Genomic DNA, 13,704 nt, shown 5'->3' with positions numbered 1-13,704 from the left:
CACCCTCTCTCTAACCCCTCTTCCCCCCCCCCCCCCTCCGCGCACCTCGCCGCCCGGGGGGCGCCCGCCGGCCGGGGGGGGGGGGGGCCCGGGGGGGGGGGGGGGCCCCCCCCCCCCCCCGGCCGGGGGCAGGACGCCTGGCGGGAGTTCGGCGCCCGGCTGCGGCACTGGCGGCGCCGGGCGGGCCTCACCCAGGCGCAGCTCGGCGCCGGGATCGGCTACGACCACACCGCGGTCAGCAAGATCGAGCACGGCGCCCGCCGGGTCACCCCCAGGGTCGCCGACCGGATCGACGACCTCCTCGGCGCCGCAGGGGAGTTGAGCGCCGCCTGTCAGCGCGCCGAGAACGCCGAACTGTGCGACCCGGACGCCATCTCGCCCGCCCTGCTTCGGCCCCCGCTGCCGGGCGGCGCGCCGGCCGGCCCGCCCGCCCCGACCCCGGCGTCCGCTCCACCGCGACTGCCGGACTACGGGCTGCTCTGCCCGCTGCACGGCGCCGAGGGCTGCGCCGTCCCCGAGCCCGGGGAACTCGCGGCCCTGCACGCCGAGTTCTGCTCCGCCGAGGCGCTCGCCGACCCGGCCGCCGCCCGCCCGCTGGACGCCGTCACCGCACACGCCCTGACCGGGCTGCTCGCAGCCCGCCTGCGCTCCGGCGAGACCGGCGACCGCCCGGTCCTGGTCGCCGCCGTCGAGCGCACCCTGCGCGCGGTGCTCGCCAGGCTCGCCACCGCCCCCGCCGGGCAGCGCGGCCCGCTGGTCCGGCTGGCCGCCGAGCACGCCCACGCGGCCGGCGCGCTGCGGATGCAGGACGGCCGCAACGCCACCGCGATGGCCTGCTACGACCGCGCCCTCACCTGGGCCGGGCTGGCCGCGGACCGGGCCACCCAGGTCGGCACGCTCAGCGACATGAGCATCCTGGCCCGGCTGGACGGCGACCCGGTCGCCGCCCTCGGCTACGCCCGCGAGATCGAACGGGCCGCCCCGGACCGGCACTGGGCCGGTGCGATGGGCCGGATCAGCCGGGCCCGGGCGCACGCGCTCACCGGCGACGTGCGGGCGACCGTCCGGCAGATCGACCTGGCCCGGTCGCACCTGGACCACATCGGCGCGGAGGACGAGGTCGACGTGCCCTGGCTCTCCATCGCCTCGATGCGGATGCGGGTCGAGTCCGCCGCGGCCGCCGCGCTGCGCGACCTCGCCGCCGCCACCGACGACCCCCGGCTGGCCCGCCGGGCGCTGGACGCCACCGAGACCGCCCTCGGCCTGCTCGGCCCGGACCAACTGCCCTCCAGCCGTCTGCTCTTCATCGTCCGCGCGGCCGACTGCCACGTCTGCGCGCACGACCCGGCCACGGCCGTCGACCTGCTCGGCCCCGCCCTGGAGGCGACCGGCGCGACCGCGCTGCCCGCGCTGGTCGAGTACGAGCTGCGCGGTCTGCGCGACCGTCTCGCGGCGCACGCGCCCCGTGCCGCACACCGATGGGCGGAGCCGGCCCGCTCCTGACCCGGGGGCGCTCCTGGAGTCGCGGCGCCGGCCGTGGGATATGGCCGGATCGATAGCCGCGCGCGGCGGCGCAGAAGGGGCGCACATCAGCGCTCGAAGATCTGCACGACTGTTGTCGCACACCGTCAAGTCCCGCTTCTTCTCGACAATGCGCCCCCTTCGCGCCGCACAGACGTCAACTTCGTGCGCGTATAGTCCGCCGATCGGGTCATTCATGGAGTTAACACGTCGAATGACTGTCACGGCGCGCGTCGCCCGCTAGAGTCTCTGACGTTTCCAGTCGTTAGTCCGCGAAGAACGGGGGGCGCGTGCTGTCAGCCATTGCCCGCCGGCTCGCCCACCCGCTGCTGCTCCTGGGTGTGCTGTGCACGGCCGTCGCGACCCTGCACTTCCGCTGGGGGCCGGACCGGGTCTCCCCGCTCTTCCTGATCGCCGTCCTCGTCTACCTGGCGGTCCTGGAGCGGGTGATCCCGTACCGGACCGACTGGCATCCGAGCCGACGTGAACTCGGCTGGTACAGCGTCTACTTCGCGCTGAGCATGGTCGGCGGCGCACTGGCCCAGGGGCTGGTGGCGACGCTGGTGCAGGTGCTCGGCCCGGCCCACCCGGCGCTGCCGTTCGCGGTGGAGATCCCACTCGCGCTGCTGGTCGGCTCGCTCGGCGACTACCTCGTGCACCGCTGGTCCCACCGCAACAGGTGGCTCTGGCGGCTGCACGGGGTGCACCACGTCCCGGACAAGGTGAACGTCGCGAACAACGGCGTGAATCATTTCCTGGACGTGTTCGTCGCGCAGTCCGTGGTGCAACTGTCGCTGGCGCTGATCGGATTCTCGGCGGATTCAGTGTTCGTGGTCGGAATATTCGTCCTGGCTCAGGGGTATTTCGTCCACGCCAACATCGAAGTCCGCATCGGTCCGCTCGGCCACGTCCTGGCCGGGCCGGAACTCCACCGCCTGCACCACAGCACCGACCTCGCCGAAGCCGGCCACTACGCCTCCGACCTCTCGCTCTGGGACCACGTGTTCGGGAGCTTCACCTGGCGGCCCGGCCGAGTGCCGAAGGCCGTCGGCCTCACCGACCCGGCCGCGTTCCCCGCCACCGGCGAACTCGGCGCCACCCTGCTGCACCCCTGGCGCCGGGCGAAGACCACCGAGCAGTCCGTCTGACACCCGGCCCGAGCGGCCGCTCCCACCTGCCCGTGTCCCCGGCGCCACGCCATCACCACCCCGGATTGGATCATGACCTCCTCGCCCTTCGCCGTGCCCCGCGAACGCATCGCGATCACCGGTATCGGCTGCCGCCTGCCGGGACACGCCAACGACCACCGGTCCTACTGGCGCAACCTGATCGAGGGCCGGGACTGTCTCACCGAGACGCCCGCCGACCGCTACGACACCGGCACCCTGGGCAGCAGGGACCGGGCCAAGCCGGGGCGGCTGATCGGCGGCCGGGGCGGCTACATCGACGGCTTCGACACCTTCGACCCGGACTTCTTCGGGATCAGCCCGCGCGAGGCCGAACACATGGACCCGCAGCAGCGCAAGCTCCTGGAGGTCAGCTGGGAGGCCCTGGAGGACGGCGGCCTGCGCCCCGGCGAGCTGGCCGGCCGGGAGGTCGGCGTCTACATGGGCGCCTTCACCCTCGACTGGAAGATCCTCCAGTTCGCCGACCTCGACTTCGCCACCATCGCGGCGCACACCGCCACCGGCACCATGATGACGATGGTGTCCAACCGGATCTCGCACTGCTTCGACTTCCGCGGGCCGAGCGTCTCGATCGACACCGCGTGCAGCTCCTCGCTGGTCGCGGTCCACCTCGCCTGCCAGAGCCTGCTCCGCGGCGAGACCGAACTCGCCCTGGCTGGCGGCGCGTTGCTGCACATGGCGCCGCAGTACACGATCGCCGAGACCAAGGGCGGCTTCCTCTCCGCGGACGGCCGCTCGCGCGCCTTCGACGCCTCCGCGGACGGCTACGTCCGGGCCGAGGGCGTCGGCGTGGTCGTGCTCAAGCGGCTCTCCGACGCGCTGCGGGACGGGGACCCGGTGCACGCCGTCATCCTCGGCACCGGCGTCAACCAGGACGGCCGCACCAACGGCATCACCGTCCCCAGTGCGGACGCCCAGGTCACCCTGATCGAGCGGGTCTGCGCCGAGGCCGGGGTGCTGCCCGGCAGCCTCCAGTACGTCGAGGCGCACGGCACCTCCACCCCGGTCGGCGACCCGATCGAGGCCGCCGCCCTCGGCCGGGTGCTCGGCGTCGGCCGCCGCGCCGGGGACCGCTGCTACGTCGGCTCGGTCAAGACCAACATCGGGCACACCGAGGCGGCGGCCGGCGTCGCCGGGCTGATCAAGACCGCGCTCGCGATCAAGCACCGCCGCATCCCGCCGCACCTCAACCTGGAGCGGCCCAACCCCGGCATCGACCTCGACGCGCTGCCGTTCGAGATCCCGACCGCCCCGGTGGACTGGCCCGAGCACCGGGGCCCGGCCCGGGCCGGCGTCAACTCCTTCGGCTTCGGCGGCACCAACGCCCACGTCCTGCTGGAGGAGCCGCCGCGGCCCGGGCCCGCCGTACCGGTGGCCGAGCCGGCCCGCACGGTGCTGCCGCTGAGCACCAAGGACGCCGCCGGGCTGCCCGAACTGGCCGCCGCCGTACGGCAGGAGCTCGCCGGCGGGACGCCCCTCGCCGACCTCGGCCACACCCTGGCGCACCGCCGCCAGCACCTGCCCGAGCGGCTCGGGGTGGTCTACTCCAGCCGGGAGGACCTGGACGAGGCGCTGGCCGCGTACGAGCGCGGCGAGGAGCACCCGCGGGTGGTCCAGGGCCACGCCCGGGAACGCCGGCAGCGCCGGCTGGCCTGGGTGTTCACCGGCATGGGCCCGCAGTGGTGGGGCATGGGCCGGGGGCTGTACGAGCACGAGCCGGTCTACCGGGAGGCCGTGCGGGCCGTCGACCGGGAGATCCGCGCGCAGGCCGGCTGGTCGCTGCTGACCGAGCTGGACCGCGACGAGGCGGACTCCCGGATGGCCGAGACCTGGCTGGCCCAGCCCGCCAACTTCGCCGTCCAGGTGGGGCTTTCGGCGCTCTGGCGGAGCCACGGCCTGCGCCCCGACGCGGTGGTCGGCCACAGCACCGGCGAGGTCGCCGCCTTCCACGAGGCCGGGGTCTACGACCTGGCCGACGCCGTCCGGGTGGTGCTCGCCCGCAGCCGGCTCCAGCAGCGCCTGGCCGGCACCGGCACCATGCTCGCGGTCGGCCTGCCGGAGGCCGAGGCGGAGCGCCGGATCCGCCCGTACCGCTCCCAGATCTCGCTCGGTGCGGTCAACAGCCCCTCCGCGGTGACCCTGGCCGGGGACGCCGAGGCCCTCGGCGAACTGGCCGAGGAGCTGCGCCAACAGGGCGTCTTCGCCCGCCTGCTGGACGTCGAAGTCCCGTACCACAGCGTGCGGATGGACCCGATCCGCGGCGAGCTGGTGGCCGCGCTCGCCGCCATCAAGCCCCAGGCGGCCCGGCTGCCGCTCTACCTCACCGCCCGCGAGGGGCTGGCCCGAGGGCCGGAGCTGGACGGCGAGTACTGGTGGCAGAACGTCCGCAACCCGGTGCGCTTCCGGGCCGCCGTCGAGCGGATGGCCGAGGACGGGCACGGGCTGTTCCTGGAGCTCGGCCCGCACCCGGTGCTCGGCCACGCGATCCGCGAGTGCGCGGAGCAGGCGCACACCCTGCCGTCGATCCGCCGGCAGCAGGACGAGCCCGAGCGCCTCGCCCGCAGCCTCGCCGAACTGCACACCCTCGGCGTCGAGTTGAGCTGGGACGCGCTGCACCCGGCCGGCCGCCCGGTGCCGCTGCCGGCCTACCCGTGGCGGCGCGACCGGTACTGGGTGGAGCCCAAGCCGGTCGAGCAGGTCCGGCTCGGGCGGCTCGACCACCCGCTGCTCGGCCGCCGCACCGCGAGCGCCCAGCCCGGCTGGACCGGCACCCTCGACCCCGAGCGGCTGCCCTACCTGACCGACCACCGGATCGAGGGCCAGGTGGTCTTCCCGGCCGCCGGGTACCTGGAGATGGCCGCCCAGGCCGTCCGCACCCTGACCGGCGGCACCGAGGTGACGCTGGCCGAGATCGAGCTGAACCGGGCGCTGTTCCTCTCCGAGACCGAGCCCGTCCCCGTCCAGCTCGGCTACGCGCCGGAGGACGCCCGCTTCACCATCGCCTCCACCCCGGCCGGCGGCGAGCCGACCGTGCACGCGGGCGGCCGGGTCCGCACCGGCCAGCGCCGCTCCTACGGCCCCGCACCGGACCTGGACGCCCTGCGCGCCCGGGGGCGGCACCTGGACGGCCCGGACTGCTACCGGCAGCTGGCCGAACGCGGCTACGACTACGGCCCCGCCTTCCAGGCCATCGCCGAGGTGTGGGCGGGCCCCGGCGAGGCGCTGGCCCGGATCCGGCCGACCACCCAGCTCGGCCCGGACGCGGCCGACCACCACCTCCACCCGGTGCTGCTGGACGGCTGCTTCCAGACCCTGCTCACCACCCGGCTGGCGGTGCCCGAGGGCGGCAGCGTTCGGCTCCCCGTCTCTATCGCGGAGGTCCGGCTCGACGCGATCGGCGACCGCCCGCTCTGGGTGCACGCCACCGTCACCCGGGACAGCGGCGAGGAGCTCGTCGGCGACCTCGCGCTCTACACCGAGGACGGCACCCCGGTCGGCCGGGTCACCGGCTTCCGGGTCGCCGACGTCGCCCAGGCCCCGGCCTCCGTCGGGCTGTCCACCATCGACGGCTGGCTCACCGAGGTCGACTGGGTGGCCGCCGCCGAGGCGCCCCTCGACGAGACCCCCGGCGACCTGCTGCTCTTCGCCGACGAGGGCGGCCTCGGCGACCGCCTGGCGGCCCTGGCCGCCGGGCGCGGCACCCGCTGCCACCTGGTCCGGCCCGGAGACGAGTACCGGCACGGCGAGGGGCACTCGACCGTCCGGCCCGACTCCGCCGAGGACGTCCGGCGGCTGCTCGCCGACCTCGACCCAGCCTTCGGCACCGTCGTCCACCTCTGGAACCTCGACCAGCCCGCGCTGGCCGCCACCGCCGCCGACCGGCTCGGCCCGCTCGCGACCCTCGGCGCCTACTCCCTGATCACCCTCGCCCAGGCCCTGCCCGCCGCCCGCCCGGACGGCCGGCTGCACATCGTCACCCGGGGCACCCAGCCCGCCGCCCCCGGCGACCGGGTCGAACCGCTCGGCGCCCCCGCCTGGGGCATCGGCCGGGTGCTGTGGCAGCAGGAGCTGGTCGCCCAGCGCGGCACCCTGATCGACCTCGACCCGGCCGTCGACGCCGCCGAGCAGGCCGAGGCGCTGCTCGCCGAACTCGCGGCCCGGGACGAGCAGGAGATCGCGCTGCGGGCCGGCGGCCGGCTCACCAGCCGGCTGCGGCAGGCCGAGGGCCTCACCCGCCCGCTGCCGCCGGTCCTCCGCCCCGACGGCAGCTACCTGGTCACCGGCGCCTTCGGCGCGCTCGGCCGACTGCTCTGCCGCACCCTCGTACGGCGCGGCGCCCGGCGGCTGATCCTGGTCGGCCGCACCGCCCTGCCGGAGCGCTCGGAGTGGGCGTACACCGACCCGGACACCCCCGTCGGCGAGCGGATCGCCTTCCTGCGCGAACTCCAGGCGCTCGGCGCCGAACCGCTGCTCGCCCCGGTCGACGTCACCGACGAGGCCGCCCTCGTGGGCTGGCTCGCCGACTACCGGCAGCGCCAACTCCCGCCGATCCGGGGCGTGTTCCACCTCGCCGGGCAGGTCAAGGACACCCTGCTGGCCCAGATGGACCGTCCGGCCTTCGACGCCGGCTACGGCCCCAAGGTGGTCGGCGGCCACCTGCTGCACCGGCTGCTGAGCGACGAACCGCTCGACCACTTCGTGCTGTTCGCCTCCGTCGCCTCGCTGCTCACCACCGCCGGACAGACCAACTACGCGGCCGGCAACGCCTTCCTGGACGCCCTGGCCCACCACCGCAGGGCCGAGGGGCTGCCCGGGCTCAGCCTGGACTGGGGCCCGTGGGCCACCGGCATGATCGAGGAGCTGGGCCTGGTCGCCCACTACCGCGACGCCCGCGGCATGAGCTCGCTGCCGCCGGACGCCGGAACGGCCGTCCTGGAGCGCGTCCTCGGCCAGGACCGCGCCCAGCTGCTGGTCGCCACCGTGGTCGACTGGCCGACCTTCCTCGCCTGGTACCCGGCGCCGCCGCCGCTGGTCGCCGACCTCGCGGCGAGCGCCGCCGAGCAGGCCCCGGCCGAGACCGGCGGCTTCCTGGACGCCTACCGCGCGGCCGACCCGCAGGCCCGCCGGGAGCTGGTGGCAGACCGGCTGACCGCCGCCGCCGCGGCCGTGCTGCGGATCGCCGCCGAACGGATCGACGCCGACACGAGACTCGGCGCGCACGGCCTGGACTCGCTGCTCGCCATGGAGCTGCGCGCCCGGGTGCACGGCGAACTGGGCGTCGCCCTGCCGGTGGTGGCCCTGCTCAGCAACGGCAGCCTCGGCGACCTGGTCGACCTGCTCACCGAGGGCCTGGCCGAGCGGCTCGCCGCCGCCGGCGGCCCGGCCGAGGCCGAGGTGGAGCTGTACGCCGACGAGTCCCGCTTCCCGCTCACCCACAACCAGCAGGCGCTCTGGTTCCTGCGCCTGCTGCACCCGGACGGCTTCGCGTACAACATCGGCGGCGCCGTGGAGGTCCGCGCGGAGCTCGACCCGGAGCTGATGTTCGGGGCCTTCCGGTTCCTGGTCGCCCGGCACCCCGAGCTGCGCGCCGCCTTCACCGCCGAGGAGGGCCGCCCGGTCCAGCGCATCCGGGAGGAGGTCGAGGCCGACACCGGGCTGTTCGACGTCGAGGGCCGGCCGTGGGAGGAGATCCACGACCTGATCGTCCGCGAGTACCGGCGGCCGTACGACCTCGCCGAGGACCCGCTGGTCCGGCTGCGGCTGTTCCGGCGCGGGCCGGACCGCTGGGTGCTGATGAAGGCCGTCCACCACATCGTCTCGGACGCGATCTCCACCTTCACCTTCATCGAGGAGCTGTTCGAGGTCTACGAGGCGCTGCGCCAGGGCCGTACCCCGGAGCTGCCCCCGGTGCCCGCCCGCTACCTGGACTTCCTCAACCGCCAGAACCGCTTCCTGGCCGGCCCCGAGGCCCGGCGGATGCTCGACTACTGGCGCGGCCACCTGCCGGCCGAGATGCCGGTGCTGGCGCTGCCCACCGACAAGCCGCGCCCGGCCGTGCAGACCCACAACGGCGCCTCCGAGTTCTTCCAGCTGGATTCCGAACTCACCGCCCGGGTACACGAGTTGGCCCGCGCCAACGGCGCCACCCCGTTCATGGTGCTGCTCAGTGCCTACTACCTGCTGCTGCACCGCTGGTCCGGGCAGCCGGACATCGTGGTCGGCAGCCCGGTCACCGGCCGCACCCAGGAGGAGTTCGCCTCGGTCTACGGCTACTTCGTCAACCCGCTGCCGCTGCACGTGAGCCTGGCCGGGGAGCCGACCGTGGCCGACCTGCTGGCCCGGGTGCGGGAGAGCGTGCTCGGCGGGCTGGACAACCAGGAGTACCCCTTCCCGCTGCTGGTCGAGCAGTTGGGGCTCCAGCACGACCCGAGCCGCTCCGCGGTGTTCCAGGCGATGTTCATCCTGCTCACCCACAAGGTCGCCGTGGAGCGCTTCGGCTACCGCCTGGAGTACATCGAACTCCCGGAGGAGGAAGGCCAGTTCGACCTCACGCTGTCCGCTTACGAGGACCGCGCGGACGGCTGCTTCCACTGCGTCTTCAAGTACAACTCCGACCTCTTCGAGCCCGCCACCGTCCAGCGGCTGGCCGCGCACTACCGCAACCTGCTGGACGCCATGACCCGCGCCGCCGAGGGCGAGCCGGTCGGGCGGCTGCGGATGCTGGGCGAGGCCGAACGGCGGGAGATCCTCACCGGCTTCAGCGGCGCCGAGCGCCGGATCGAGCACGACACCCCGGTGCCGGAGCTGATCGCCAAGGCCGCCGCCGAGCGGCCGGAGGCGGTCGCGGTGGTCGCGCCCGGCCGGGACGGCGTCCGCCGGCTGACCTACGGCGAACTGGACCGGCAGTCCCAGCGCACCGCCGTACGGCTGCGCGAACTCGGCGTCGGCGAGGGCTCGGTGGTCGCGGTCTGCCTGGACAAGTCGCCCGAGCTGATCAGCACCCTGCTGGCGATCTGGCGGGCCGGCGCCGCCTACCTGCCGCTCGACCCCGGGCACCCGGCCGACCGGCTCGCCCACCAGGTCACGGACGCCGGAGCGGCGCTGGTGGTGGTCGACCAGCGGCGCCCGCTCCCGGCCGACCTGCCCGCCACACCGGTCACCCTGGAGGAGCTGGACCGGCCCGTGCTGGGGGGCGCCGTACCGCTGCCCGCCGCCGACCCGGACCGGGCCGCCTACCTGATCCACACCTCGGGCTCCACCGGCCGTCCGAAGGGGGTCCGGGTCGACCACCGCAACCTGGCCGCCGTCACCGCCGGCTGGCGCGCCGAGTACCGGCTGGACACCGAGGTCCGGGTGCACCTCCAGATGGCCGGCACCGCCTTCGACGTCTTCTCCGGCGACCTCGCCCGGGCGCTCAGCACCGGCGGCACCCTCGTCCTGGTCGACCGCGAGCTGCTCTTCGACACCGCCCGGCTGTACCGGGTGATGCGCGAGGAGGCCGTGGACGGCGGCGAGTTCGTGCCCGCCGTGGCCCGCGCGCTGCTGGCCCACTGCGAGCGCGAGGGCCTGCCGCTGGACTTCCTGCGGCTGCTGATCGTCGGCTCCGACTCCTGGAAGGCCGCCGAGCACCAGCGGGTGCGCGCCCTGTGCGGCCCGCGGACCCGGCTGGTCAACTCCTACGGGCTGACCGAGGCCAGCGTCGACAGCACCTACTACGAGGGCGCCACCGACCGGCTGGAACCCGGCCGGATGGTGCCGATCGGCCGCCCGTTCCCGAACAGCGCCGTGTACGTCCTGGACCCGTACGGGGAGCCCGTCCCGGTCGGCGTGCCCGGCGAACTGTGGATCGGCGGCGCGGGCGTCGCGGCCGGCTACCCCAACGACCCGGAGCAGACCGCCCGGCGCTTCGTCACCCTGGACCTCGACGGCACGCCCGCGCGGCTCTACCGCACCGGCGACCTCGGCCACTGGGACGCCGCGGGCACGGTGCACCTGCTCGGCCGGATCGACAACCAGGTCAAGGTCCGCGGCCACCGGATCGAGCTGGGCGAGATCGAGGCCCACCTCACCGCCCGCCCGGAACTCGCCCAGGCCTGCGTGGCCGTCCGCCAGGACGCCCGGGGCGAGGCCGTCCTCGCCGCCTACGTGGTGCCCGCCGAGGGCACCGTGCTGGACCGCCGCGAACTGCGCCGCCACCTGGCCGAGCACCTGCCCACCGTGATGATCCCCTCCTACCTCACCGAGCTGCCCGCCCTGCCGCTCACCCCGAACGGCAAGGTCGACCTCGCGGCCCTGCCCGAGCCCAAGGCCGACACCGCCGGGGCCCAGCACGAACCGCCCGTCACGCTCTACGAGACGAGCGTCGCCGAGCACTGGCGGAACCTGCTCGGCCTGGACGAAGTCGGCCTCCAGCACGACTTCTTCGAACTCGGCGGCAGCTCGATCCGGCTCATCGAGCTGATCCACCACCTCCAGAGCGAGTTCAACATCAGCATCCCGGTCGGCCTGCTGTTCAAGGTCACCACCCTGCACGGCATGGCCCGCACCGTCGAGCAGATCATCACCGGCGAGGTGGCCGGCGGCGAGCCCTACCTCTGGTTCAACGCCGGGGCGCCCGAGGAGCACACGGTCTTCTGCTTCCCGCCGGCCGGCGGCCACGGGCTGGTCTACCGGCAGCTCGCCGCGCACCTGGCGGAACACCGGATCGCCTCCTTCAACTACCTGACCGGCGACGACAAGACCGCCCGCTACGCGGACCTGGTCGAGGAGCTGCACGCCGCCGGGCCGTACGTCCTGCTCGGCTACTCGCTCGGCGGTAACCTCGCCTTCGAGGTGGCCAAGGAGCTGGAGCGGCGCGGACGCACGGTGGCCTCGGTGCTGATGGTGGACGCCTACCGGGTCACCGAGGCCTTCGACCTCGGCGAGGAGCACCTGGCCGTCTTCGAACGCGAACTCCACGAGCACCTGCACCGCCACACCGGCTCGCGGATCGTCGCCCAGGAGACCCTCGAACAGGCCAGGGACTACCTGGAGTTCAGCAGCCGGACGCCCAACACCGGAACGGTCAGGGCCCAGTTGGACGTGGTCTGCGAGCGCGACCGGCTCTCCGTGCACGTGGGCGGCGAACCGGGCTCCTGGCACGGCGCCTCCACCACGGGCACCGCGGTGTACGTCGGGCACGGCGCCCACGCCGAGATGCTCGACGGGGACTTCGCCGCCCGCAACGCCGAACTGGCGGGCGCCATCCTGGCCGGGGGCACCGCCGATGGCCGCGGCTGACCGCGGGCCGGACTGGTCCGGCAGGGAGCGGGCCGCCGGCGGCCCGCCCCGGGTGATCGTGATCGGGGCCGGCCTGGCCGGCCTCGCCACCGGCTGCTACGCGCAGATGAGCGGCCTGGAGACCCGGATCTTCGAGAAGCACGTGCTGCCCGGCGGCTGCTGCACCGCGTGGTCCCGGCACGGCTACCTGTTCGACTACTGCATCGACTGGCTGATCGGCACCGCCGAGGGCACCGGCGCGCACCAGGTCTGGAGCGAACTCGGCGCCCTGGACGGCAAGTCGGTGACCCGCTTCGACACCTTCAACCGGGTGGTCGACGAACACGGCCGGGCCGTCACCTTCTACGGCGACCCGGACCGGCTCGAGGCCCACCTGCTGGCCCTCGCACCCGGCGACGCCAAGCCGATCCGGGCCTTCTGCCGCGACCTGCGCCGCTACGCCGCGATGGAGCTGCCCTGGGAGCTCACCCCGCCGCCGCTGCGCACCACGGCGGAACGGCTGCGCACCCTGCGTGCCGTCCTGCCCGCGTTCCGGCTGTTCTGGCGCACCGCGACCACCCCGATGAGCGGCTTCGCCGAGCGCTTCCAGGACCCGCTGCTGCGGCGGGCCTTCCCCAACATGTTCCTCCAGGAGCCCGAGGGCTTCCCGCTGCTGCCGTACCTCTACACCCTGGCGGCCGCCCACAACGGCAACGCGGGCTTCCCGCAGGGCGGTTCGCTCGGGCTGGCGCGCTCGGTCGAGGAGCGCTACACCTCGCTCGGCGGGGTGATCGGCTACCGCTGCCGGGTGGAACGGGTCCTGATCGAGGACGGGCGCGCGATCGGGGTGGAACTCAAGGACGGCACCCGGCACTTCGCCGACCACGTGGTGGCCGCCTGCGACGGCCCGACGGTGCTCGAGCGGCTGCTGGAGGGCCGCTACTCCAGCCCCGCCACCGAGAAGCTGTACGGCGAACTGCTCGACAAGCCGGGCAACCTGTACCCGGCCGTGGTCTCCGCCTTCGTCGGCATCGACGGACCGCTGCCCGCGGGCGAGCCGCACAGCACCACCTACCTGCTGACGCCCGAGGACGGCGAGCGGCTGCCCGGCTCGCTCCAGCGCAGCCTGGTGGTGCAGCTGCGGTCCTCCTACGCGGACGGCTTCGCGCCGCCCGGCAAGTCGGTGCTGCACTGCACCTACTTCAGCGACTACCGCTCCTGGAAGGACCTGCGGACCGGCGACCGCCGGGCCTACCGGGCGCGCAAGCAGGAAGTCGCCTCGTTCGTCCGGGAGTTCCTGGAGCGGACGTACCCCGGGCTCGGCGGGCGGATCGAACTCGTGGACGTCGCCTCGCCGGTGACCACCGAGCGGTTCACCGGCAACACCTACGGCAGCATCCTCGCCTGGCAGGCCTTCTCCGAGGCCGAGGACGCCGCCAACCGGCTGGTCAACAAGGACCGGATGCGGCTGCCCGGGCTGAGCGGCTTCTCCATGGCGGGCCAGTGGACCGCGCTCGGCGGGCTGATCCGGGCCGCCACCAGCGGACGGTTCGCCGCGCAGTACCTCTGCCGGGAGCTCGGCCGGCCGTTCCGGGCTTGGCCCAGCGACAACCGGGAACCCTGGCACGCGGGCAAGTGGGGCCGTCTGCCGCAACTTGACCGCGCCACCGTGGGAGCGCCGGACGTGGGAGTGCCGGAGGCAGGAGTGGCGGAAGTGGGTGTGGCGGAGTGAGCGGGA

4 protein-coding genes are annotated in these 13,704 nt (G+C 74.5%); all 4 read left to right on the top strand.

Features of this window, described 5'->3' with window-relative positions:
• Nucleotides 1–1,503 (top strand): helix-turn-helix domain-containing protein (locus ACWDCZ_RS08235; RefSeq protein WP_449815542.1); only part of this gene is annotated, 1,503 nt, incomplete at its 5' end.
• Nucleotides 1,504–1,811: 308 nt separating this feature from the next.
• Nucleotides 1,812–2,669 carry a sterol desaturase family protein gene (locus tag ACWDCZ_RS08230; RefSeq protein ID WP_234348325.1) on the top strand — a complete coding sequence of 286 codons (858 nt, stop codon included), beginning with the start codon at nucleotides 1,812–1,814 and terminating at the stop codon, nucleotides 2,667–2,669.
• Between the two features lie 72 nt (nucleotides 2,670–2,741).
• Entirely contained in the window at nucleotides 2,742–11,987 is a 9,246-nt protein-coding gene (locus ACWDCZ_RS08225; RefSeq protein WP_449815541.1) for a non-ribosomal peptide synthetase/type I polyketide synthase, read from the top strand.
• On the top strand, nucleotides 11,974–13,698 hold the full coding sequence (locus tag ACWDCZ_RS08220; RefSeq protein WP_449815540.1) for a phytoene desaturase family protein: 1,725 nt from the start codon (nucleotides 11,974–11,976) through the stop codon (nucleotides 13,696–13,698). Before ACWDCZ_RS08225 ends, ACWDCZ_RS08220 begins: the two co-directional genes overlap by 14 nt.
• The last annotated feature ends 6 nt before the right edge of the window (nucleotides 13,699–13,704 follow it).

Source organism: Kitasatospora sp. NPDC001225, assembly GCF_053597855.1.
This window is presented reverse-complemented; position numbering and strand designations above follow the sequence as displayed.

Coding starts and splice junctions, on each gene's coding strand:
- ACWDCZ_RS08225 (WP_449815541.1), top strand. CDS start 2,742: ATGACCTCCTCGCCCTTCGCCGTGCCCCGCGAACGCATCGCGATCACC.
- ACWDCZ_RS08220 (WP_449815540.1), top strand. CDS start 11,974: ATGGCCGCGGCTGACCGCGGGCCGGACTGGTCCGGCAGGGAGCGGGCC.